Below are 24,179 nucleotides of genomic sequence, written 5' to 3' on the forward strand. Positions count from 1 at the left end.
TTAGTGAAGAAGTGACCATCCCATAAAGTCTTCATGTACTTGGCACGCCCTCTTATCATTTCGATCATATAATTCAGCATAACTATCTGTTTCTTCATCATAAGCCATCGTATAAATAATTTGGCCGTCTACTTCAACGGATAAAACGACTCCACCTTTCATCTCTTCTACATGAATGATAGCATTCGCCGGAATTCTCATATCCGTCATTCTCATCGCATCTAACAATATACTAAACCCCCTACAGCGTATTCATTGCTAGTACTATTACACACTAAATAGTATACTACTGTAATAGCATACATTTCGTCAATGAAATTGCTGTTGAAATAGCATATTGTCTATATACATATACGCTAAAATAGAAGAAATAGAAACATATTAATGGGGGGCTAACATTGATTCTACACAAAGGAGATGTACTATTCCGTCAAGGCGAGGACGGTCCTTTATACTTTATAAAAACAGGCTTATTAAAAGTAGTTCGGCTAGAGGAAGACGGAACACCATTTTTATTCAACATTATCGTTCCAGGTGAAACAATACCTCATCATTCTTTGATTTCACCGAAAGAATATCACGGTACAGCTATCGCTTTAATAAAAACAGAAGTTGAACCGATCACTAGTAGTGAATGGTATGAGAGACTTCAAGCAAATCCCGAATCATATGCCAACATCGCTATGCAATTGCAATCTAAATTAAGAATGATGCAACAACGAATTGATCAATTGACAACCGTCTCTCCGAAAGAACGTCTTCATCGTTTACAAGAATGGTTCACATTATATTTAGGTGACATTCCTATATATGAAATATTAACACAAACTGAAATTGGTCAACTGATAGGCATACGCCGTGAAACAGTTAACCGTTTATTACGAGAACAAATAAAAAACGAGGTAAAATAAATACCTCGTTTTTTTGTTTATTCTCATTCGTCTTATTGTAAGCTTGTTGCTGGGCCGAAAAATTCATAATGAATATGCTCTTGTTTCACACCTAAATCAGTTAGTGCAGCATTTATATGCTTCATAAATGCTACTGGACCACAAAAATAAAATTCTGCTTCAGTTGTCGGAATAATAGTTTTTAACCACTCGCTTTCAACGAAACCTTCTTTATCAAAGTTCTTCATTTCTAAATCTTTTTCAGTCGGTGCAGAATAACAAGTATATGCTTTAACTTTTTCATATTCATTTTCTACTGCCTTAACGTGTTCTTTCATTGCATGTGTATTACTATTTATTGCTGCATGAACAAAATATACATTACGTTTTGAATCTTGTTCAATTAACGTATTTAACATACTCATCATCGGTGTAATCCCTACTCCACCACTAATTAGTACAACTGGTAACGTTAAATCCATATTTAACACGAAATCTCCCGCTGGTGCACTTACTGGTAAAACATCTCCTTCTTTTACATGTTCATGTAAGTAATTAGATACTTTACCGTCTGGTGTATCTACACCTTTTTCTTTCTTGACACTAATACGATAATATTCTTTCCCAGGTGCATCGGATAAACTGTATTGACGATTATGTGTATATGTCTCACCTTCAATATTGATTTGAACCGTTACATATTGACCTGGGATGAATGAAGAAACTTTCCCTCCATCTTCAGGTTTCAAATAAAATGACGTAATAACATCGCTTTCCTTCACTTTTTTAACAATCACAAAGTTGCGGAAGTCTTTCCATCCACCTTCTTTATGTGCAGCTTCTTCATACATCTCTGCTTCAATGCTAATAAATGCATCAGCAATGACACCATATGCTTCTCCCCATGCATTTAAAACTTCATCAGGTGCACCTGCGACCTCTTTAATGGCACGTAGTAAACATGTACCTACAATCGGATAATGCTCAGCTTTAATACCTAAACTTCTATGCTTATGACCAATTTGTTTTACAACCGGAATAATTGCTTCTAAATTATCAATGTACGTTGCAGCTGCATAAACAGCATTCGCTAACGCTTGTTGTTGTCTTCCCTTTTTTTGATTCGTATGGTTAAAAATATTCAATAACTCCGGATGTTCTGAAAATAAAATTTGATAAAATCTCGTTGTAATTTCAACGCCTTTTTCTTGTAATAATGGTACTGTTGACTTTACGATTTCAATTGTTTTTGCACTTAACATTGTATCCCACTCCTCTATTTCCTTAACTGTTTTTAGTTTAACTGAATCTTATAATGCAGATTGTGATTTTAATCACTATTAACACGTTGTTTTTGTGAATAATATATGAACATTGCATTTACAAAAGAAAATAAGCTAACTAGAATTCTAGCTAGCTTATTATTTTGTTTGTATAGCTTGTTCAATTACCTTTCTATCTTTCCCATCGCCAAACTCCGTATACCCCCAGATATTCGTTTCACCTCTATATTTATTTACGATAATATCCAAGTCATGATATACACGGTGGGCATACACTACATACTCAATATTTTGAAGTTCCACACCTTTTTTTACAATTTCATAGCTTCTATTTACATCGCGTTTTATTTTTTCATTCTTTATTTCCGTATGTATATTTTTTAAAGATGGTTCTTGTTGTTGAAACCATTGCTTAAATTGCTTCCAATCCCCGTCTGTATAATTCTCTGCTTTACCGTAATTTAAGAAATTATTATAGCTTTCATGTGTCATTCGAATAAAATCTAGCACGTTTGTCTCTTCTTGCACATCTTCTACTTGAGCTATTGTATTTACCTCAGCAGGCTTATTCGCATAATGTAACAGCACTTTCATAAGACTATAACTCGCAATGATCATTACGATAATAATCCCGAATACACTTAACAATTTCTTCATATACAGAACTCCTTCTCTACTAAAGATATTACAATGTATGACTATACTTGTAACATTCTCTCGTAGAAATATAATTCCTGTATTAATTCTTCCTATCATTTCGACAATATTTTTCTACACATTTCGTCTTGGCAAATGCTCCTGTAAAACAATATAACCTTCATAAGCTGTATAACCAAGTATAGCTATTAATCCGATATAACAAGCAAATACTGTCCATTTCGTTTTCGTATCCACTTTATAATAGTTTTCTTGTTGTTCCTTTTCTGTTTTCCATTCATTTAATTTTCTTTCTGACGCTTCAAATACTTCTCTTATGTGAATAGTATACTCATCTTTTTCATCTTCATATGGAACATAATCTAACGGTTCAAACTTCGGTAAAAGATACTCTAACACTTCCATTTTTTGAAGTTCACCTATTTGTAACTCTTTTTCCCGTTCTCTTTGTCTTAATGCATTCATCTCATGATGCATCATGTATATAGTCCGATGTACAGCTCCAGTTTCTTTTAATTCCTCTTCAAGCCTAGCAACATATTCTTTCATTCCATCAATTTTATGCCCTAATTCCTTAATCGGCTCATCTCTCTTTATCACTCTGTATAATTCCATACAACCGATAATAACAATAAATCCTCCCAAAATACTTTTAAAGTAAATTGAATAGCCAAGTAATAAAATAAGGCCTGCTCCCCAAATTTTAGTACTGACAACTGAAATAATTCGCCCACCATCTAGCGGCGAAACAGGAATTAAATTAAAGAAATTAATCATACTTCCAAGCAAAATAACAAGCGCCCAAAACGGCTCTTGCGTCATTATATAAAGTGGAATCGCGGGTAAAAATGAAAGAAGTCCGAAAAGCGGCCCCATATAGGCGATGTAAGCTTCATCTTTCGCATTTTTCGGCATCTCTTTCATTCCAATAAGGGCCCCCATAAACGGAATAAAGATTGCTGGCGATGTTGGGATCCCCTTTCTTTTCGCAGCCCATAAATGGCCCATTTCATGAACAAACAACAAATAAATGAGCGCCACTCCAAATTTCCAACCATATAGAACTGCGTATGCGCCAAGCGATAGAAACATACTAAATACCGTTGAAAACTTTGCTAATTTAAAAATTGCAAATACCCACTTTAACTTAGACAGTAAAAATAGACCTATCGCAACAATAATTCCCCATAATCCTTTTTTATTATTTTTCATATTCCTCTCCTTTATCTCTCATTAATGAATCCTATTCATTCATCAAAGCTTGTTCTTTTCTCTATTATGACATATTTTTTTCTATTGTTAGAAATAATGTTTATTTAATCCATTTTTAGCCAAAAATATAAATAAAGGAGGTATATACGAATGAATTTACAATCTCTCATAATAAGTGTTTTATCATTTTTAGCTTCAACTCTTATTTTTTATACAGTGAGCTATGTATTATTATTAGATTGGTTGCCAAATCACTTACTTATCACTCTTATCATTCTTTCCGCTCTTATGATTTCATTTCTTATTACACGAAAATCAATGAATGAGCCATCTGCAAAAGCAAAATAATAGAGAGGGTGTTCTTCTCCCCTCTCTATTATCATTTCCTAGGAAAGGCTATATAGAATTTCAATTCAGTTACAGCCAATAAGGATCTTATCTCAAAATTCAGTTGGAACAAAGAAGTTAAGCGGGAATCAACGCCGAATTGGCAAAGACTATTAATCAACGAAAAATGAGCATCCTCTGCCGATTAAAGTCTCACTTTATCTTTGAAAATTCATTTTTTCACCATACTCTTTAACGATTTGAATTATATTTTGAAACACGCCTATTTTTTCTTTTTCACTGTTTAATATTTTCAAATCATACTTTTCGTAATATGTTTCTAATGATTTTAATTGTGATTCTGAAGCACCTTTTATCGGAACAGTAGCCTGCAATTCATATTGCTTATACCCTTCCTTTACTTTTTCACCTAAAATCATTTCACTCTCTTTTGCTCCAATTAATTTTTGAACTTTTTCTGGGAAAGTGAGTTGCAAATAATACTCTCGTTCCTTCACTAACTTGTTGTATAGTGATTGTGAAATCGTATACCGTACCATATAATTCACGTTTTGATCGCCCGCTTTAATATGAAACGTAGTAATCTGCAAATCTTTTTTTGTTACTTCCGTTAAAGGACCTACCTGCATCTCATCTTCTTTTTGTTCTGAAACATTTGGAAATATAGCCAAAAGCTTTTCCGTATCTTTTTCATTCAACATATACATAGCTTTCTTATATTGCACCCATCCTCGTCTATCTTCTCCCCTTAACCATGCATAATAAGTTTCTTTTTTCCCATCTCTACTAATTTGTATTTCATATTCAGGTTCACCGAAGCTTCCGGTTATTTCTTGTTTCTCAGCTTTATCCAAAATGTCTATTACTAACTTCGCTTCTGATTCCTGCAACTTTTTCTCTTTATGTTTTTTTTGTATAACGGTTACCTCTATTGTTTCTTTCACTTCATTCACCGTCTCTTCTACTTTTTTTGTTTCTTTTTTTTGCTCAGCTTGACCACAAGCTGCTAGTAACATAACAAATAACAACAATACATATTTCCCTTTCAAATTAATCCTCCTTTTACGATAAGAAATTCTTATAATCTTCATACATAAAACAAAAACGTGACATCCTATTAAATAAGTTATACTAATCATTGAAAGGAGGTCTTTATCATGTCCATTAATTTTCATGATCCAAATAATAAATACACATACGCAACAAGAAACGCTCATATTTCTTGGGCTGAAATGGTAAAAAACATTACAGACATACAAAACAAGCAAATAATTGATATTGGCTGCGGTGGCGGGATTTATACGAAAGAACTTGCTCTTATGGGAGCCAAAAATGTTGTGGGACTTGATTTTTCAAAAGAAATATTACAAGCTGCAAAAGAAAATTGCGGCAACATTCCAAATATTTCTTACATCCACGGTGATGCACATAATATCCCATACCCTAATGAAACATTCGACATAGTTATTTCTCGTGCAGTTATTCATCATTTACAAGACATTCCTACATTTTTATGTGAAGCTTCTCGTATATTAAATAAAAACGGTGTACTTATTTTACAAGATCGAACGATTGAAGATTGTACAGTTCCAGGAAGTCCCGAACACATTCGTGGATATTTTTTCTCTATATTTCCAAAACTCATTGAAATAGAATCAAAAAGACGCCCAAAAACCAACACGATACAGAAAGAATTACAAAAACATTCTCTTCACGTGCTTCCCACACAAACACAATGGGAAGTACGAAAAATACATGATTCTGTAGAAGCATTGCTACAAGATTTATCTCCTCGAACAGGTCGATCCATTCTATATGAGTTAACAGATGATGAACTTTCTCAACTTCTACAACATATACAGACCGCATTACAAAACGTCTCTCCTATTATTGAAAGAGATCGATGGACAATTTGGAGCGCCATGAAGTTGTAAGGAAGGAAGCCTCACAAAATAATGTGAGGCTTCCTTTCTTTCATAATCTAATTTTGCAACACTCTTGATATCCTCCACTTCTGGCCTGTGCACTTCCACACTTCGGACATACTAAATATCTAGACTGATTTGTCAACAAACTACCTTTTTGAAAGAGTAAAACTTCTGCTTGTTTAAACGAACGCGAATAATATAACCACATAAAACCAATTATAGCAATAATGCCAAATAATACTCCCATCGCAAGCATTTCAGTCACCTCTTTTGGTTTGTTCTTTCCAGCAAGTGGATTGTTGTAATATTCTCTGTAAATTCAAATAATCCCTTCTTTACTCCTATAAATATCAACTTTCTCTATAAATTTTACAATTCTCCACAAATTTTTACTCCCATTTTACAATTCATTATTCCTTTTGCAACAACGAATATTACTTTCGATATTTCCGTATATAAATATATCTTTCAAAAAACATATTGACTTTCTAAAAAAAACATGCAACAATACTGTCAGAATACTTGAATAAAAATTCATTGACGAGAACGAGTACGTTATAGAACTGTTCCCCAGAGAGTTGGCGATTTGCTGAAAGCCAACGTTCAGTGCGTAACCGAAAATCATCTCCGAGAAGTAGAACCGAATGTTACAGTAAGTTCTTACCGGCCGTCCCCCGTTACAAGGAACACGTATCATGTTGTACGTTGCAAAGCCGTATACATATAGATTTATTTCTACATGTGTAAATTAGGGTGGTATCGCGGGTAAATATAACTCGTCCCTTTCTTTAGGGACGAGTTTTTTGTGTTCTTACAAATAAATTTAAAAAAGGAGGAAAAACAATGAACACTGTATCAAAAAAACATATTTTTTTCACGGGTCTTATGCTATTTTCTTTATTTTTTGGGGCAGGTAATTTAATTTTCCCTCCCATGCTTGGCCAAAATGCAGGTGAAAACTTTTGGCCAGCAATGATTGGATTTTTACTAACAGGAGTTGGCTTACCACTACTAACTGTTATCGCAATTTCTCTATCTGGAAATGGAATGCAGCAACTTGCAAGTCATGTTCATCCATTATTCGGAATTTTCTTTACAGTAATTGTATACATTGCTATCGGTCCATCTATGGGCATCCCACGTGTTGCAAATGTCGCTTATGAAATGGGTGTTAGTTCTTTCTTACCAGAAACAATCCGCTCTAGCAGCCTAGTGCTATTTGTATATACAATCATCTTCTTTACTATCGTATTTTGGCTGAGTTTGAATCCATCTAAACTTGTTGATCGTATTGGAAATGTATTAACACCTATTTTATTACTCTCTATTTTCTTATTGTTTGTTAAAAGTGTATTTACACCACTTGGGCAATCAGGACCAGCAATGCAAGAGTATCAAACTTCTCCAATCTTCAAAGGCTTTATGGAAGGCTACTTAACAATGGACACTATTTCAGCACTTGCATTCGGAATTATCGTTGTAAATGCAATTCGTTCTAAAGGTGTGAATGATCGTAAGTCCATTGCCATCGCCACAGCAAAAGCAGGGCTTATTGCCGCTACAGGGCTCGTACTTGTATACGGTGCACTCGGCTGGCTTGGGGCAACTAGCGTCTCGCTCGGATATGCAAAAAATGGCGGACAGCTACTTACTGTTATCGTACAACAATTATTCGGTCCATACGGTTTGCTCCTATTATCTCTTATCGTTACACTCGCTTGTTTAACGACATGCGTTGGACTCGTATCTGCGTGCAGCCAATATTTTTCAACATTATTGACTACATTTTCATACAAAACGTTCGCGAGTATCATTTGCGCATTAGGATTACTAGTTGCCAACTTAGGTTTAACGAAAATTATCGCAATCTCTGTTCCAATTCTACTTGTTGTGTATCCAATTGCGATTGTACTCGTACTACTATCATTACTTCATAAATACTTCGGTGGATATCGCTCTGTTTATGTAGGTGCTTTAATTGGAGCAGCTGTAGTGAGCGTATTTGATGGATTAAAACAAGGTGGTATTTCAGTTTCATTTATCACACCATATTTTGAATTTATCCCTTTATATAATGAAGGAATCGGCTGGCTAATACCAGCATTAGTAGGAGCTCTTATTGGTCTTGCAATGGCTAAGTTAAGCGGTACGAAAAAAGTTCCATTAGTAACCGAATCTCACGAAGTAAAAGCCTCCTAAAAAAACTCCCAAAAGGGAGTTTTTTTACATTTGATACGCAGTATGATTAAAACTGCTTATTTTATAAGCCTTCGTATAATATTCAATATTCGTATCAACTGTTTCTACCTTGACAACATCATAGCGCTCTTCTTGCTTTACTAAAAATAAATAGTATTCCTCTGTTGCCTCAATAATCGCAATTTTATCTGTTTCAACATTATATTGTTCACAAAGTGCTTGTAATGCGTTCACATACTCCCCTAATTTTTTAGACTTATCCATTCCGAATATAGTTTGAACTAACATATACATTCTCCCCTTTATATGTACTGTTAACACCTTAACGATAACGCTTACATTATTTATCGTCAATAAAAACATTCGATGGTTTTAACGCCAAATCTATATTGTAGCGAGCCAATAATCAGCGAGGAATTCCCCGCCAATTAAAGCTTCACTTTATCACTTCGTTAATTGATGCCTAAATGCATAAATAACTGCCTGAGTACGATCACTTACATTCAATTTATTTAATATGTTACTCACATGTGTCTTTACCGTTTTCAGTGCAATAAATAACTCGTCCGCAATCTCTTGATTACTTTTTCCCTCTGCAATTAATAACAAAATCTCAAACTCTCTTTCCGTTAAGTCATCATGCAAAGGTTGCTCTTTCTTTTGACGCATACGGGACATCATTTTCCCGGTAACTTTCGGCTCTAATACTGTTTCTCCATCATAAGTAGCTCGTACAGCATCAGCAATATCACTTGCTCTTGATGTTTTTAATAAGTAACTGGTCGCACCAGCCTCAATAACAGGGTACAATTTTTCGTCATCTAAAAAGCTTGTTACAACTACAATTTTTGCTTCTGGCCATTCTTGAATAATAGCACGTGTTGCTTCGACACCATCCATCTCATCCATAACAAGGTCCATTAAAATAATATCCGGTCTTAATTGCAATGCTAATTCTGATCCTTTTCGTCCATTCTCAGCTTCCCCTACTACTTCAATATCTGGCTGTGTAGATAAATATGCCGATACACCCATACGAACCATTTCATGATCATCGACAAGCAATACTTTTATCATACTTCTCCCCCTCTCTCAATCATAATCGGTACTTTTACTTCTATTTGTGTACCTTTGGCCGGGAAACTAAGCACCTTGAGTGTCCCACCAATTTCATGAACACGCTCTTGCATCGATCTTAGGCCATATGAACCTGCCTTATTAACGCCTACTTCAAACCCAACGCCGTCATCAATAATTTTTAAAATCGCATATTGATCAATTTTTCGAAGGCGCACTTCTGTTTTCTTTGCCTTTGCGTGTCGCAACGTATTTGATAGCGCTTCTTGCACAATACGGAATAAATGATCTTCTACACCTTTTTTTAATTCTATTGGCTCAATAAGCCATTCAATTTTCATATGTTGTTTTCGCGATAATTCCGTTAATAATTCCTCTATACCTTCTGTCAGTTTCTTACCTTCCAATTGTACAGGACGTAAATGAAGGAGCAATGCTCTCATTTCTGATTGAGCATTTACAACCATATTTTCAACAAGTTGTAATTGTTTTTTTGTCACATCTGGAAATTCAGTTATTTGTTCATTAATCGCTGACATCATCATCGACATTGCAAAAAGCTGCTGACTTACTGAATCATGCAACTCCCTTGCTAAACGATGCCTTTCTTGAGAAATCGCTTCTTGTCTCATCTCTTCATTCCAATGAGCTCGTTCATTCGTTACTTTTTGAAAGAGTCCAGCTTGCTCCTCTAATCGACGAGCCAAAACGATTACTTTTCGTTCCACTTCATGAAATTCATCATCTGCAGTAAACGAAACATCGCTCGGAAAATTCCCTCGCTCTACTTCAAATAGAAACGTATTTAATCCTTGTATACGCTGCTCTATATAGTAACCGATTGCATATCCTACAATTCCCCCGATAAGTAAACTTGTAGTCATAATAAACAAGCCAATTGGAACAGAAGCGATGGATTCCTTCCATAATAAATCATACACTTGTTGCTCGCTTTTCCATACATATACAATTGTACAAATGAGTGCGATACTAACTGAGGACAACATAGAATAACGAATATACATCCACGAAATATTTTTTTGTTTCTTCATTATACTTTCCTCACTTCCGTGTCGCCTACGACAAGCGAAGAAATAATTTTAATACGACGAGGAGCCTCTTTATACTGCTCTGTTCTAAATGTAACATTGCGGTTAAACCCTGTCTCTTCATGACCTGGCAAGAGCACACGTCCGACAATAACAGAATGATTTAAAGAAAGTTCAATATCATATGGCACATATAAACGAATATTACCAACGACACCCCGAATAACAATTATCGTTTCCCCTTCTGGAATCATAGCAGTAGTTAAATCTATTTCCACATCACAAGCAGCGTATTGAACATTAATATCCTCAAGTTCATAAATATGATCCATCATTCGTACATTGCCTACAAACATATTTTTCAAATATGGTTCTGTACGATATATTTGCTTCTCTTCGTCTATAATCCCTTTTTCTTTAATTTCAACCTTCATTGCTTTTTGCTGATGCCCTTGTTGAATCAATTGATAACCAATTAAAGCTAAACAAGCAAATACGACAAGAACAAATGCTGCTGATGAAAATAAGAAGAATAAAAATACGATACCACCAACAAATAAAAATACATTTCCCCGTACATAACGATTCTTTTTACGATAATGCCTTCCAAACATAAGCATAATAAATGCAAAAATGAGACCACCTGGTTCAAAATGTCCAAGTATCATATCAAGAAAAAGACCGAATCCAAATATGATGAGGAGCATCCCCATTAATTGTGTCTTTGAAAAATGTTTCTTCATTTCAGCTCCCCCCTTCTTGTCACATATACATAGAAGAAAAGGCATTGCTTTCCAACACCTTTTCTCCTATCACTATATCATAAGCCTGTTTTATAATATACTACTATTATTTTGTTAACTCTTTCGTTAACGATACATCATTCTTTTCTTTCATTTCACGCTCAAGTTTTGCAATTTTCATATCAAATGTGTCACGCTCATGCTCTTCATTCATACGAGTTTCTAAGTCACGAATGTGATCTTCAATTTCTTCAAATCGTAAGAACGGATTATTTTCATCCATTTTATGCATTGCAGTATTCATACGACGATTTGCATGTGCCATATTTTCACGTGCCATTAGTTCCATACGCTTTGCGTGCATTTCTTTTAATTTATTTTTCATTTCAGAAAGACGACGCTCTAACTCATCAATTTGCTCTACAACACCTGCATACATTTCTTCTAATCGAGTTACTTGCCCTTCATAATAAGCTACCTCTTCTAACGCACGTTCGTGCAATTGTAACTCGCCTGCTTCTTGAGCAATGATAGCTTGCTTTGATCTTTTGTTAACGAAATAACGTGCTTGCTCAAGCTCACGAGCAAAGTTAGATTTTAATGTTTTATGACGTTCAATTAACTTCTCAATTTTTGTTATTTCACGCTCACTATCACGTAAATATTGGTTTAACATCGCAATTGGATTTTTTCTTTCCTTCTCATCTAACACGTTATGAAAATCAGCTAAAATTGCATCGCGTACACGTCCGAATAAAGATTGTTTCATTATAAATCTTCCTCTCTTCTACTTTATTTATAATTTGATTTATTGTTTTAGTTTTTCATTAATTTGTTCCACTCATCTTCAAAGTTGCTATATGGTTTAGAACTTTCTGGAGCAGATTCAACAACTACATCTTTTTCTTTTTTCCACTCACGGTATCCGTAGTATAAAACCACTAAAGCAGCGATACCGATTAATGCTGGTGAATGAGAAAGCGCAATGGATAAACCGATTAAACCAACAATACCCCAAGCTAACTTTCCAAAAAATGACTTAGCTCGCACAAATGATTTGTAGCTCCAATATACAACTCCTGCTCCGATTGCGAATCCTACAATACCAGCAAGACTACCAAGAGCAATTAAAGCCAAAATACCGGCTGCGATAAACGCTAGAAATTGTTTCATCTTGTGCTTGCCTCCCTTCGATTTGATACTCTTATCTTAACTATTTTTTCATCTTTCCATAACGAGCTTAAGAACCGTTTTTAACTCAGACTTAAGACCGAGTCATATTCAGCCCTTTACGCAAAAAAACGTGCAGAGTTTATTCTCTGCACGTTTTTTTAATTACTAACATTCATATTAAATTAAGCTGTTTTATGATACTCTTTTTTCTCAGCTACTTTCGAAAATCTTGGAAATCCAATTAAAATAGAAACAATCCCACATACTCCAACTAAGATTGGATAAAATGCATATGGCAACAATTCAACCGGAGATAACGCTGCAAATCCTGCTGCCGTTAACATTTGGGCACCGTACGGAATTAATCCTTGTACACAACATGAGAAAAGATCTAATACACTCGCTGATTTACGAGGGTCTATTTCATATTGATCTGCAATATTTTTTGCAAGCGGGCCTGTAAAGATAATCGAAATCGTATTATTCGCTGTACACATATTAGTCATACTTACTAAACCAGCAATACCAAATTCCGCACCTTTTTTCGAACGAATATTACGTGTTAATACATTCATTAAATATTGAATACCACCATTATATTGGATTAATTCAACCATACCGCCAATTAATATAGCAAGTAATACTAACTCCATCATACCGCCCATTCCAGTCGTTACACTTTTAAAGAAACTTTCTAACGTGTAACTTCCATCTATAAGACCGATAACACCAGATAATACAGTTCCACCAGTTAATACAATAAGTACATTCCAGCCAAGTAGCGCTGTAATAAGTACTCCTGCGTACGGTAAAATCTTTATCCAATCAAAGCTATGTGCTTTAATTTGCGTGTCACTTCCTGAAGTAACTATTACTAATAGTACAATTGTAATAATAGCCGCTGGTAATACAATTAAAAAATTCGTTTTAAACTTATCTTTCATTTCTGTTCCTTGTGAACGAACAGCTGCGATTGTTGTATCTGAAATAAATGATAAATTATCACCAAACATCGCTCCCCCAACAACAGTAGCCATCGCAAGCGCAATTGAGATATCAGTTTGACCACTAATACCTACAGCAATCGGCGCTAATGCTGCAATTGTTCCCATTGAAGTTCCCATTGCTAATGAAATAAATGCACCAATAACAAAGATTCCAGCTACGATAAATCCTGGCGGTAAAATAGTTAACGCTAAATTAACAGTTGAGTCTACTCCACCCATTCCTTTAGCAGTTTCAGAAAATGCACCTGCAAGCACAAAAATTAATACCATAATCATAATATCCGGATTTCCTGCACCTTTAGCGAACCGCTCTACTTTCACATTAAAACTTTCTTTACGATTCATCACTAAAGCGACTCCTACAGCAATTGAAATCGCTACAAGTATCGGCAATTTATAGAAATCACCTGTAATAATTCCAGAACCAATAAATAGCGCCAAAAATATCCCAAGTGGTAATAAAGCTAAACCATTTCCTCTCGTTTCTTTCAAAGTACCATCTCTCCCTAGTTTCAACCTTTTTCTAATGAATAACAAAAGACCTCTTCCGGTGAGAAGAGGTCTTATACATCTATAAGAAACGCTCTTCTCATCTTTCAAGCACATGCTTGCTGGATTTGGCACAGCACTCTGAAATCGAGTCCGCTGCCGAGGCATCGTAGGGCCAGTCCCTCCGCCTCTCTTTATAAGAAGGTTTCATATTTATTTTTTAATAATAATTTCTTCCCTAACTTTACTCGCTTACAAAACAAAAGTCAATTATTTTTTGTATAGATTTTTTTGGTAATTATACAAAAATTTGAATACAATAATCATTTTAACTTTTCGATTTCTTCTTCCAATATTGAAATCCAATAAAATTCACTATTTTTTATTGCTGCTAATATCCATTTCGTAGTGTACCAAGCTAACTCATACTCTTCCTTCGTGACATCGCCACTTTTATAAGCATCCTCTAGCTCCTCTTCATCTAATACATACACCTTACCGCTAGGTAATAATACTACATCTAAATATAAATCATCAAAATACGGTAAACCACGATCGTCTATTTCATATTCTTTCGTCACATCAATATAATATTGCACTAAATTGTGCCTATCATCTAACATAACTGTAATCGCAAAGTTCTTTCCATTAATGAAATATTGAACCCACGTATACCCATCACTTGCAATACAAATTTCTTTACCATCATATTCTTTACAACTAGGCTCTCTCACCTTTTTTATATCCAGTATTCCGAGCATTCCCTCTTCCACTTGCTTAAGCCTATAACTCTTTTCTATTAGTCTTTTCCACGAAGAACCGTCACCATATTTACGTTTCATTATGTATACTCCTCTTCTATATACAGAAAAGCTCCCACATATTATGTGAGAGCTTGTTCATATTATAATTAAGCAGCTTGACCCTTTTCAGAAATCTCTTTTAAATAAGCTTGTCCTTTTTCAGCGTCATATTGACCTTCCCACTTAGACATAACTACAGCTGCTAAAGAGTTTCCTACAACGTTAACTGCTGTACGAGCCATATCTAAAATACGGTCAATACCAGCAATGAACGCTAAACCTTCAGGTGGAATACCTACTGTACCAAGTGTCGCTAATAATACAACGAATGATACGCCCGGTACACCTGCGATACCTTTTGATGTAACCATTAATACAAGTAATAATGTAATTTGTTGTGTAATAGATAAATCAATACCGTACATTTGCGCCAAGAAAATAGCTGCAATTGCTTGATATAAAGTTGATCCATCTAAGTTAAATGAATAACCTGTCGGAATAACGAAAGATGTAATTGCTTTCGGACAACCGAATTTCTCCATTTTCTCCATGATTTTTGGTAAAACTGTTTCTGAGCTTGCTGTAGAATACGCTAAGATCAGCTCGTCTTTTAAAATCTTAAAGAATTGGAAAATGTTAATTCCAAATATTTTCGCTGTAAGTCCTAAGACAACTACGACGAAGAAGATCATTGCTCCATATACGACAATTAGTAATTTCCCTAATGGAATTAATGAAGCAAGACCAAATGTAGAAACTGTAACACCAATTAGTGCAAACACACCAAATGGTGCAAATTTCATAACTTGGTTTGTTACATAAAACATTGCATCAGCTACACCTTGGAAAAATTGAAGAACTGGTCTTCCTCTCTCACCAATTGCTGCTACACCTAAACCAAATAGTACAGAGAAGAAGATAATAGCAAGCATATCTCCGTCAGCCAATGACTTCATAATGTTCGTTGGAACAATATTTACAAACGTATCTGCAAATGAATGACTTTGTACTTGCTCTGTCGTATGTGTATATTTCGAAATATCTGTCTTTGTTAACTGCTCCATATTTACGCCTTTTCCTGGTTGGAAAATATTCGCTATTAATAGACCAACAATAATTGCAATTGTTGTAATAATTTCAAAGTAAAGAATTGTTTTTCCGCCTAGTCGACCTAGTTTTTTAACATCGCCAACACCAGCAACCCCAACAACAATACTTGCTACAACAATCGGTACAACGATCATTTTAATTAATCGGATGAAAATATCACCAATTGGTTGTAAGTACTTAACAACAGCTGGATTATCAAAGAAAATCGCCCCAACCGCAATACCAAGCGCAAGCCCTATTAATATTTGCCATGCAAGTCCTATTCTTTTCATATTTGTTGTAACCCCCTCTTCGATGTGTCACTCTATCTCTCATTCTATCTCTATAAAACTAAGAAATTAAGAGTATTACATATTATTCGACAATTCACTACATTTTGTCCCTGTTAAAAATCATAAATCAAAATTTAAAATCTGACAACAAAATAACTTTGCCCGAATGCAAATAATTTTCTTGACAAAAAATAAACCCATGTTAGAAAACCTCACATGAGAACGATTCCTTACTAGTGTTTTATTAGCTTTCTAAGTACTATTTCACCCCATAAAAACTATTACTTTCCTCCTGTATTTTACATATAAATCCCAAAATATACCTTTATTACAGCCATAAATAAAATGTAAGTACTATGACAATTAAAGTTGAAAAATGATAAATTCCGACAAAACTTAGCAATTTTATAAAGTTTTCTTTACATTATGATTACAACGATAGACACTCTTCTTCTTATGATATATAACATTCATAGGGAAAGGAGTCAGACAACTATGAAAAAGAAATTTGCAGCGTTTAGTGTTTTAGCAGCAGGAACGATTTTTGCTTCCCCGTTACTTTCACCCGTATACGCTGAAACAAATCAAGATAAATTATCTAACATTCAATCTGAATTAGAAGGCAAACAAAGTGACTTACAAAATAAATCAGTCGAGAAAGAACAAATAGAAAAAGAAATTCAAGAATTACAGAAGAAAATCGATGAATTAACTACTTCTATTAATAAAAACGAGGCTGAATTAAATGATACAAAAAAAGAAATTAGCAAAACACAACAAGTAATTACTGACAAAAAGAAACATATAGAACAATTACAAACAAACATAGATACACGTCAGGAAGTTATTAAACAACGATTACAATCTATGCAAGAAAAACCGCGTACAAATATCATTACAGAAGTATTAACAAACTCTACAAACATTGCTGATCTTGTTGATAATATGTACTCCGTAAGTTTAATATTAAACAACGATACAGATATTGTAAAAAAACAAACATCTGATCAAAATGCTGTAACTACAGAAAAAGAAGCTGTTGAGAAAAAAGAACAACAACTGAAAGAATCTGAGCAAAAACTAGAACAAAAACAACAAGAATTACAAAATAACCAACAGCAGCAACAGACTCTTATTAACGATCTACATACGAAAGTAGCAAAAGTAGATTCAGAGATTGAAGGATTAGAAGAATCCAAAGGCATTTTAGAAAATCAACGTCAAGCTGTGCAAAAAGCAATTGAAGAAGAAAAACGGGCCGAAGAAGCTCGTAAAGCGGAAGAAGCTCGCCAGGCAGAAGAGGCTCGCAAACAACAAGCTACTAAATCTGCTCAAGCAACTCAAGCAGCTCCAACACCACATGATACAAACATCGGTGGCTTTATCAAACCAGCAGCTGGATCAAAAACTTCCGGATTTGGTGTACGTTCTTTAGATAACCATAAAGGAATTGACATCGCCGCTTCGGGAACGGTTCCAATTATCGCTGCTGCAGATGGCGTTGTTATTCGCTCAGAATTATCATCTAGTTACGGAAACGTAGTGTATTTATCTCACCGTATAAACGGAAAAACATATACGACAGTATATGCTCATATGAATAGCCGTTCTGTATCGAATGGACAAACTGTAAAACAAGGCGATCAGCTTGGATTTATGGGGAACACGGGCCAATCATACGGACAACATTTACACTTCGAACTTCATCTTGGAGAATGGAATGTCGGCAAGACAAACGCAGTCGATCCATCTCCTTATATCGGATTATAAAAAACCTCGGTACCTACCGAGGTTTTTTATTTACACTTCACACAATATAGGCATTCTACATAGACTATAACTAAATGCCTATAGTTTACGAGGTGATCAATATGAATACGCAATTACAACAAAAAATAGAAGAAGCTAGAGCGACATTTATCGGCCGGATATTTACATTTGGCGGATCAGTTTTATTTTTAATCGGTTCATTCCTCGCAGTCACCACAGCCTATAAAGCGTATAATCGTCTATTACATTCAACAACATAAAAAAAGACGGGAGATCCCCGCCTTTTTTTATGCAAACATTTTAAATACACCTATCACATTTAAAAATACAATTATTACAGTTATCGGAATGACATAACGAAGTAAGAAGAACCAAATGTTAAATAACGTTTTCCCCTTCGTTTCCGTCACTTCTAATTCTTTCATCAACAACTCTTTACTCATTTTATTTGGTACAAATAATGAAATAGCTAGTACTCCTAACGGCAGCAATACGTTACTTACCGAAAAGTCGACTAAATCAAAGAATGTTTTCCCAAATATTTTCACGTCACTCATAATCCCAAATGATAACGCTGATGGAATACCGACTGCAAAAATAAGAATACCAATTAATAATGATGCTGACGGACGCTTCTTCTCATTACCTTTCGCAACAGATGCTACTACAATTTCAAGCATTGAAATTGCTGATGTTAAAGTTGCAAAGAAGAATAAAATTAAAAACATAATAAAGAAAAATTGACCAAATGGTATTTTTGCAAATACTGCTGGAAGGACGATAAACAGTAATCCCGGTCCTTCAGTCGGTTTAACTCCTAATGCGAAAATCGCTGGGAAAATTGCTAATCCTGCAAGTACTGTAACAAAAACAGTTAAACTTACAATAGATGTTGCCGATTTCGCTAAATGTTCCTCTTTCTTTAAATACGAACTATACGTTACCATTACCGAGGCACCTACAGTTAGCGAGAAGAAAGATTGTCCCATCGCATATAAAATTGTATCTGCTGTAAGCTTTGAAAAATCTGGTTTTAAGAAGAACTCTACTCCAGCAAAAGCACCATCGAGTGTTAACGCACGAACAATAATCGCAATAAATAAAATAAATAATAGCGGCATCATGTACTTACTTGCCTTTTCTATACCTTTCTCTACACCTTTACTTACAACAAAAATCGTACAAAGCATAAAGATAAATTGCGCTCCAATCGCACTTAACGGATTTGAAATCGTTTCACCGAACAATTGTCCATAATCAGCTACTCCATTCCAGAAACTTCCTGTCACACTATAATATAAATAAAGTAAAATCCATCCACCTACAACACTATAAAAAGATAGTACACTAAAACAAGTAACAACTCCCATACGACCAATCCAAGGATATAATTTGCTATTTGGCACTAGTACTTTATAAGCTGTAACCGCCTCTTTTTGCGTGCTACGTCCAATAACAAACTCCGCTATTAGAAGAGGCATACCTATAAATAAAGTTAGAAGTAAAAATACAAGGAAGAATGCGCCTCCCCCGCCATTACCTGCAACATATGGAAATTTCCATATCGCACCAAGACCTACTGCGGCTCCGGCTGCTGCGAGTACAAAGCCTATTTTCGACGTCCATTGCTGTGTTTCTTTCATCATAAATTCTCCTTTTCTGAATATTTAAACTTTTGTTGATTATACACTTTCATTTCATACTCGCACACCTCCTTTAGAAAATAAAAAAGTCCCCTACACGCAAATATGCATGTAGAGGACGATATATGTAATGTAAATACCGTGGTACCACCTCAATTGGATTGATAAATCCCACTTGTTCAAGTACAGGAATAATTCCGATACTCTATCCTTTTAACGGCGGAACCCGGGTTGCCTACTACAATGTTCAACATACCTCTCGCAAGCCCATTCTGTATAATTTATCGTACCGGGCTCCCACCTAATCCCAGCTCTCTGAACGCATCAAATATACGTACTCTTCTTGCTCATCGATTTCATCTATTGAAGTTACTTGTGATTATAAATTATATTTTTATATTTGTAAAGCGCACTTTATCTTTTATTATTTTAAAACCTTTCCCTCTAATTCTCGCAAAAAACTTTCTCTTTCTCTCTCGTTTTGCACATATACTGATTTCAACACTTCTTGGAGTAATATATTTCGTTCTCTCTTTTCTAACTGTAAATCTTTTAACTTCACCCTTACTTCATATAAAAAATCTAAATACGATTCATATGTCTCATCATATTTATTTGCAATCTCATCTCGAATTTTTTTTGCGAGCTTTGGGCTCGCTCCCCCAGTAGAAACTGCTATATTAAGCAAACCATGATGAATCGCTGCTGGAAAGTGAACATTACCACTTTCCGGATTTGTAATAACATTTACTAATTGATTCTCTGCGGCATCTTCAGCAACTTGTTCATTTAATATTGAATCACTACTCGCTGCAACAACTAAAAAAGCATTTTTAATATCACTTTTTTCATATTCTCTTTGATACCAACGAATTTTCTTTTCTTCCACAAGTTTTACTAAATTCGCATCTAATTCTGGACTGATCACAACTATATCCGCACCTTGTTTGAGTAAAGGAATAATTTTAAATCCTGCAACTTTTCCCCCACCAATAACAACAACGCGTTTCTCATTAACTCGCACTGTAAGTGGATACATACTGATCTCCTTTCAATAACTCCATCGTTTTCTGAATTAACATATCTTGTAACGCTTCATTCTTCCCTAAATATGGACTGATTTTTATCTCTTCCAATGCATATTGGCGCACTTCTTTCTCAATATGTTTCATAAGTAAACCTGTAAATAACAAATAAGGTAGCACAACGATGTTCTCCACTTCCCGTTCTACAACTTCCTTCAATTTCCTCTCAAATTTCGGCTCCGCAGCCGCTAAATAACAAACCTCAACTTTTTTAATTTTCTCCTCAGCTTGAAATAAAGAGGCGATCCATTTTATATCTTGTAATACTTCAGGATCACTACTTCCTCTTGCAACGAGCAGAAGGGTCACTTCAGCCTTCCCTTCCTTTTCAATACCACTTCCGTTATATACTGATTTGATAAGTGTTTCTGATACACCAAACGGATTACCATAAGTCACTTTAACATTCGGATATTGATTCTTGAGCTTTACCAATTCAAATGGAATATCTTTCTTCACATGACCTGCCGCTAATAAAAAAACAGGGATGGCAATAATCTCCGTGGCCCCACGCTTCACACATGTACGAAAACCATCTTCAATAGAAGGATTCGCTAACTCTAAAAAACAAACTTCTTGAATATTCGCTTCTATACGACTCATACACGATGTAATAAATTGAATCGCCTCTTCTTTCGCTGTCTTCAAACGACTTCCATGACATATATATAAGACGGCTTTCATTTTACAACACTCCACTTACTTGATAAGCATTTTCCGTTTGCTTCTCAAACCAATGGATTTTTTCTCTAAAACGGACAACTTCTCCAATTACAATCATGCTCGGATTTTGAATTTGCTCTTTTTTCGCAACATCTACAATTGTTCCTAATGTCCCAACAACTGTACGTTGCATAGACGTCGTCCCCTGCTCAATAATAGCAGCTGGCGTACTTTTATCTTTTCCATGCTTCATAAGTTGCTCACATATGTAGGGCAAATTACTAACCCCCATATATACCGCTAAAGTCTCTACACCTTTCGCTAAACTTTCCCATTTCACTTCTTCTTCAGCACCTTCTTTCCTATGCCCAGTCACAATAGCAAAACTTGCACTTGCATCACGGTGCGTCACTGGAATACCAGCATAAGCAGGTGCAGCTATTCCAGATGAAATACCTGGGACGATTTCAAATGGTACACCTTGCTTTGCTAATGCTTCCGCTTCTTCTCCCCCTCTACCAAATACAAATGGATCGCCGCCCTTAAGCCTCGTTACTACTTTCCCTTTTTTCGCATACTTAATAAGAAATGTATTAATTGTTTCTTGCTTCATCGTGTGATAATTCGGGAGTTTCCCGCAATAAATTAAATCCGCGTCAGGCTTTGCGTGTGAAAGCAGCTCTTTATTCACAAGGCGATCGTATAAAATAACATCTGCCTTCTCAATACATTTCAACCCTTTAACAGTAATTAAATCTGGATCGCCAGGACCCGCTCCAACAATATAAACCTTCCCCATCATCTCTCCTCATTTCTACTATTAAAATGAAACTTCCATTCGTATATAAGAATGGAAGTTTTTATTTTTTCGTATTACTAATCTCTACTCATGAATAACAAATGCTGCACCTTTTCGAATCTTCTTTTTTTCAAACAAAGAAATCTCTTTTACCTCTGGCAACGGTAAAAAATGTTTTTCAAGCTCAATCTCCGCAAGCTTAAATGCCTGTTCTTCACTTTGAGCAACAACAACAATCGGAACAATATCACTCACTAATACAGCTTCAAATCGATATAAATCCATATTGTCCCCCCTAAGACGCTATGACTTCTTCTAACACGTTATTTAACGCTATTTGTAATGTGTCTACACCAACACGACCTACAAAATCATAAAATGTTTCGGCTGGTAATTTATTCTCTTTGAAATAACTTATAAATGATGCGAGTACATCAGGTAAATCCTCGCCATCTATTTTTCCTTTTAACTTTTGATTGTAGGCACCGCCATCTAACAACGTTCCACCTACATATATCTCAAATGCTTCAACAATTCCCTTTTCCTTCGTTTTCATTTTCACCCCTTGTAACCCAATGTCAGCAATTTGACGTTGACCACATGAATTTGGGCAGCCTACCATATGAATTCGAACTGGAACATCGAGTGCAATTTGTGTATCTAAGTATTCTGCAATTTTTCGTAATCTTTCTTTCGTTTCTACTAGTGCAAGATTACAATATTCAATACCGGTACATGAAACCGCATGACCAATAAATGATTTTGGGCTTGCAGATATCGCTTCAAACAACGGTTCACTAAGTAATCCTTTTACATTTTCCGGAGGAACGTTCGGAATAATGAAATTTTGTGAATTACATGTACGAATTTGTCCATTTCCATATTGCTTTGCGATTCTTGCAATCTCAAACATTTCTTCTGCATGTAAACGACCTACCGGTACATTAAAACCTACATATTTTAATCCCTCTTGTTTTTGGTCTTGAACACCATAAAAATAGCCTGCATTCCATCCTTTGAGTGCACTTTCCCCTTTACTTTGTAAAGGCCCTGTATACTCTATTAGTTTCTCTTTAAATTTCTCTGCTCCCCAGTCCGCAACAAGAAATTTCAAACGGGCTAAATGACGTTTCTCACGATATCCAAAATCACGGAATATAGTAGCAATCGCAATTGCCACTGCCTTCACTTCTTCTGGTAAAACGAACACATCTAATTCATCAGCTAAATATGGACGGGCTGATAATCCTCCGCCTACTTTTATATGAAAACCAACTTTTTTATCACCATCTATTTCTTTCGTAGCAGGTGTAAATGCAACACAGTTAATCTCTGCGTTTGCTGAGTTATAAATATTAGAACTAATAGACATTTTAAATTTACGTGGCAAATTAGAAAACTCTTCATTATGTTGGAAATAGTCATATACCTCTTTCACAATATGTGTCGTATCAAATAGTTCATTTGCATCAATTCCAGCAAGCGGATTACCTGTAATATTCCGCGTTATATCACCACAAGCCCCCGCTGAAGATAATCCAACTCTTGCTAATCTTTTAAAAATATCTGGTATTTGCTGAATTTCTAACCAGTGAAACTGAATCGCCTGTCTCGTAGTAATATCTATTACATCACGTCCATAATCCTCAGCGATAGAAGCAAGTACTTCTGCCTGCGCATTTGTAATAATCCCTGACGGAATATTTACCCGCATCATAAAATAACCAGCTTCTTTTGGACGTTGTAAATACAATCCCGCCCATTTAAAAGCATCCCACTCTTCTTTCGGAATAGATTCAAATCCATTTTCCGCATAGTAAGGAATATCATTAAAAATTTCTAAGCCATCTTTTTCTAATTTATTTTTCTCCGTTTGATTTAGTTTTTCATTGTTAGCCCATACTTTTTCATAACTCATTTTTAAATCCCCCTATATAAAGTGAAACTTTAATCAGTAGAGTTTTGTTCATCCCACGCTG

27 protein-coding genes, 1 riboswitch and 2 other annotated features are annotated in these 24,179 nt (G+C 35.2%); of the genes, 6 read left to right on the forward strand and 21 right to left on the reverse strand.

Annotation, left to right across the window (positions count from 1 at the left end; translation table 11 throughout):
* A complete protein-coding gene (locus tag DN400_RS15580) occupies nt 1–228 on the reverse strand; it encodes a hypothetical protein (protein WP_000883009.1) in 228 nt (75 codons plus the stop codon).
* Nucleotides 229–398: 170 nt separating this feature from the next.
* Here DN400_RS15580 and DN400_RS15585 point away from each other — a divergent pair, with 170 nt between their 5' ends.
* Nucleotides 399–911: a Crp/Fnr family transcriptional regulator gene (locus DN400_RS15585; RefSeq protein ID WP_000600585.1), complete on the forward strand. Its 513-nt coding sequence runs from the start codon at nt 399–401 to the stop codon at nt 909–911.
* A gap of 32 nt (nt 912–943) precedes the next feature.
* Here DN400_RS15585 and hmpA read toward each other — a convergent pair whose 3' ends face one another.
* The 3 genes from hmpA to DN400_RS15600 all read right to left on the reverse strand — a co-directional run bounded on the left by hmpA (nt 944) and on the right by DN400_RS15600 (nt 4,042).
* Nucleotides 944–2,152: an NO-inducible flavohemoprotein gene (hmpA, locus tag DN400_RS15590; RefSeq protein WP_147801737.1), complete on the reverse strand. Its 1,209-nt coding sequence runs from the start codon at nt 2,150–2,152 to the stop codon at nt 944–946.
* Between the two features lie 159 nt (nt 2,153–2,311).
* Entirely contained in the window at nt 2,312–2,830 is a 519-nt protein-coding gene (locus DN400_RS15595) for a hypothetical protein (protein ID WP_000735528.1), read from the reverse strand.
* Nucleotides 2,831–2,944: 114 nt separating this feature from the next.
* Nucleotides 2,945–4,042 carry a site-2 protease family protein gene (locus DN400_RS15600; RefSeq protein ID WP_000794493.1) on the reverse strand — a complete coding sequence of 366 codons (1,098 nt, stop codon included), beginning with the start codon at nt 4,040–4,042 and terminating at the stop codon, nt 2,945–2,947.
* A gap of 150 nt (nt 4,043–4,192) precedes the next feature.
* On the opposite strand from DN400_RS15600, the gene DN400_RS15605 reads away from it, so the two are divergent.
* Nucleotides 4,193–4,390: a hypothetical protein gene (locus DN400_RS15605; RefSeq protein WP_001053359.1), complete on the forward strand. Its 198-nt coding sequence runs from the start codon at nt 4,193–4,195 to the stop codon at nt 4,388–4,390.
* Between the two features lie 197 nt (nt 4,391–4,587).
* Here DN400_RS15605 and DN400_RS15610 read toward each other — a convergent pair whose 3' ends face one another.
* Entirely contained in the window at nt 4,588–5,439 is an 852-nt protein-coding gene (locus DN400_RS15610) for a YhfM domain-containing protein (RefSeq protein WP_000677053.1), read from the reverse strand.
* A 108-nt stretch (nt 5,440–5,547) separates the two neighbouring features.
* Here DN400_RS15610 and DN400_RS15615 point away from each other — a divergent pair, with 108 nt between their 5' ends.
* Nucleotides 5,548–6,324: a class I SAM-dependent methyltransferase gene (locus tag DN400_RS15615; protein WP_147801738.1), complete on the forward strand. Its 777-nt coding sequence runs from the start codon at nt 5,548–5,550 to the stop codon at nt 6,322–6,324.
* 40 nt (nt 6,325–6,364) lie between these two features.
* Here the strand turns inward: DN400_RS15615 and DN400_RS15620 are convergent, their stop codons facing one another.
* Nucleotides 6,365–6,574, reverse strand: coding sequence for a hypothetical protein (locus DN400_RS15620; RefSeq protein WP_000880630.1), 210 nt, complete (start codon nt 6,572–6,574; stop codon nt 6,365–6,367).
* A gap of 272 nt (nt 6,575–6,846) precedes the next feature.
* Nucleotides 6,847–7,105, forward strand: a binding site (T-box leader).
* Nucleotides 7,106–7,161: 56 nt separating this feature from the next.
* Here DN400_RS15620 and brnQ3 point away from each other — a divergent pair.
* A complete protein-coding gene (gene brnQ3 / locus DN400_RS15625) occupies nt 7,162–8,517 on the forward strand; it encodes a branched-chain amino acid transport system II carrier protein BrnQ3 (protein WP_001099143.1) in 1,356 nt (451 codons plus the stop codon).
* A gap of 24 nt (nt 8,518–8,541) precedes the next feature.
* Here the strand turns inward: brnQ3 and DN400_RS15630 are convergent, their stop codons facing one another.
* The 9 genes from DN400_RS15630 to gltP form a co-directional block, all read right to left on the reverse strand.
* Nucleotides 8,542–8,880: a DUF3922 domain-containing protein gene (locus DN400_RS15630; RefSeq protein WP_147801739.1), complete on the reverse strand. Its 339-nt coding sequence runs from the start codon at nt 8,878–8,880 to the stop codon at nt 8,542–8,544.
* Between the two features lie 81 nt (nt 8,881–8,961).
* A complete protein-coding gene (locus tag DN400_RS15635) occupies nt 8,962–9,594 on the reverse strand; it encodes a response regulator (RefSeq protein ID WP_000598707.1) in 633 nt (210 codons plus the stop codon).
* Nucleotides 9,591–10,646: a sensor histidine kinase gene (locus DN400_RS15640; protein WP_000744326.1), complete on the reverse strand. Its 1,056-nt coding sequence runs from the start codon at nt 10,644–10,646 to the stop codon at nt 9,591–9,593. The genes DN400_RS15635 and DN400_RS15640 overlap by 4 nt, the downstream gene beginning before the upstream one ends.
* Nucleotides 10,646–11,386, reverse strand: a complete 741-nt coding sequence (gene liaF, locus DN400_RS15645) for a cell wall-active antibiotics response protein LiaF (RefSeq protein WP_147801740.1) — start codon at nt 11,384–11,386, stop codon at nt 10,646–10,648. Before liaF ends, DN400_RS15640 begins: the two co-directional genes overlap by 1 nt.
* A 106-nt stretch (nt 11,387–11,492) precedes the next feature.
* The gene (locus tag DN400_RS15650) at nt 11,493–12,155 is read right to left on the reverse strand and encodes a PspA/IM30 family protein (protein WP_000814127.1); all 663 of its coding nucleotides are present in this window, start codon (nt 12,153–12,155) and stop codon (nt 11,493–11,495) included.
* A 47-nt stretch (nt 12,156–12,202) separates the two neighbouring features.
* On the reverse strand, nt 12,203–12,559 hold the full coding sequence (locus DN400_RS15655) for a lmo0954 family membrane protein (protein WP_000808640.1): 357 nt from the start codon (nt 12,557–12,559) through the stop codon (nt 12,203–12,205).
* Nucleotides 12,560–12,741: 182 nt separating this feature from the next.
* Nucleotides 12,742–14,058, reverse strand: coding sequence for a Na+/H+ antiporter NhaC family protein (locus DN400_RS15660; protein ID WP_000665496.1), 1,317 nt, complete (start codon nt 14,056–14,058; stop codon nt 12,742–12,744).
* Between the two features lie 94 nt (nt 14,059–14,152).
* Nucleotides 14,153–14,258: riboswitch (SAM riboswitch) on the reverse strand.
* A gap of 120 nt (nt 14,259–14,378) precedes the next feature.
* Nucleotides 14,379–14,897, reverse strand: a complete 519-nt coding sequence (locus tag DN400_RS15665; RefSeq protein WP_063546925.1) for a ribonuclease FAU-1 family protein — start codon at nt 14,895–14,897, stop codon at nt 14,379–14,381.
* A gap of 68 nt (nt 14,898–14,965) precedes the next feature.
* Complete coding sequence (gltP, locus tag DN400_RS15670; RefSeq protein WP_000821130.1) at nt 14,966–16,240, reverse strand: glutamate/aspartate:proton symporter GltP; 1,275 nt, start codon at nt 16,238–16,240, stop codon at nt 14,966–14,968.
* Nucleotides 16,241–16,735: 495 nt separating this feature from the next.
* On the opposite strand from gltP, the gene DN400_RS15675 reads away from it, so the two are divergent.
* Both DN400_RS15675 and DN400_RS29490 read left to right on the forward strand, forming a co-directional pair.
* Nucleotides 16,736–18,010, forward strand: coding sequence for a murein hydrolase activator EnvC family protein (locus DN400_RS15675; RefSeq protein ID WP_000726083.1), 1,275 nt, complete (start codon nt 16,736–16,738; stop codon nt 18,008–18,010).
* A gap of 101 nt (nt 18,011–18,111) precedes the next feature.
* Nucleotides 18,112–18,270 (forward strand): hypothetical protein, encoded by a 159-nt coding sequence (locus DN400_RS29490; protein ID WP_001095997.1) that lies wholly within the window; start codon nt 18,112–18,114, stop codon nt 18,268–18,270.
* A 27-nt stretch (nt 18,271–18,297) separates the two neighbouring features.
* On the opposite strand, the gene DN400_RS15680 is transcribed toward DN400_RS29490, so the two are convergent.
* The 6 genes from DN400_RS15680 to DN400_RS15705 all read right to left on the reverse strand — a co-directional run bounded on the left by DN400_RS15680 (nt 18,298) and on the right by DN400_RS15705 (nt 24,118).
* Nucleotides 18,298–19,653, reverse strand: a complete 1,356-nt coding sequence (locus DN400_RS15680; protein ID WP_000665433.1) for a sodium-dependent transporter — start codon at nt 19,651–19,653, stop codon at nt 18,298–18,300.
* Nucleotides 19,654–19,764: 111 nt separating this feature from the next.
* Nucleotides 19,765–20,013 (reverse strand) — a binding site (T-box leader).
* 64 nt (nt 20,014–20,077) lie between these two features.
* The gene (locus tag DN400_RS15685) at nt 20,078–20,692 is read right to left on the reverse strand and encodes an NAD(P)-binding protein (protein WP_053564909.1); all 615 of its coding nucleotides are present in this window, start codon (nt 20,690–20,692) and stop codon (nt 20,078–20,080) included.
* Nucleotides 20,667–21,422, reverse strand: a complete 756-nt coding sequence (locus tag DN400_RS15690) for a sirohydrochlorin chelatase (protein ID WP_065228513.1) — start codon at nt 21,420–21,422, stop codon at nt 20,667–20,669. The genes DN400_RS15685 and DN400_RS15690 overlap by 26 nt, the downstream gene beginning before the upstream one ends.
* A 1-nt stretch (nt 21,423) precedes the next feature.
* Nucleotides 21,424–22,200, reverse strand: a complete 777-nt coding sequence (gene cobA / locus DN400_RS15695) for a uroporphyrinogen-III C-methyltransferase (RefSeq protein WP_065228512.1) — start codon at nt 22,198–22,200, stop codon at nt 21,424–21,426.
* Between the two features lie 84 nt (nt 22,201–22,284).
* A complete protein-coding gene (locus DN400_RS15700; RefSeq protein ID WP_000366918.1) occupies nt 22,285–22,485 on the reverse strand; it encodes a DUF3906 family protein in 201 nt (66 codons plus the stop codon).
* 10 nt (nt 22,486–22,495) lie between these two features.
* A complete protein-coding gene (locus tag DN400_RS15705) occupies nt 22,496–24,118 on the reverse strand; it encodes a nitrite/sulfite reductase (protein ID WP_000119608.1) in 1,623 nt (540 codons plus the stop codon).
* Nucleotides 24,119–24,179 lie beyond the last annotated feature (61 nt).

It is taken from the genome of Bacillus sp. AR8-1 (genome assembly GCF_008042345.1).
GTDB lineage: Bacteria > Bacillota > Bacilli > Bacillales > Bacillaceae_G > Bacillus_A > Bacillus_A cereus.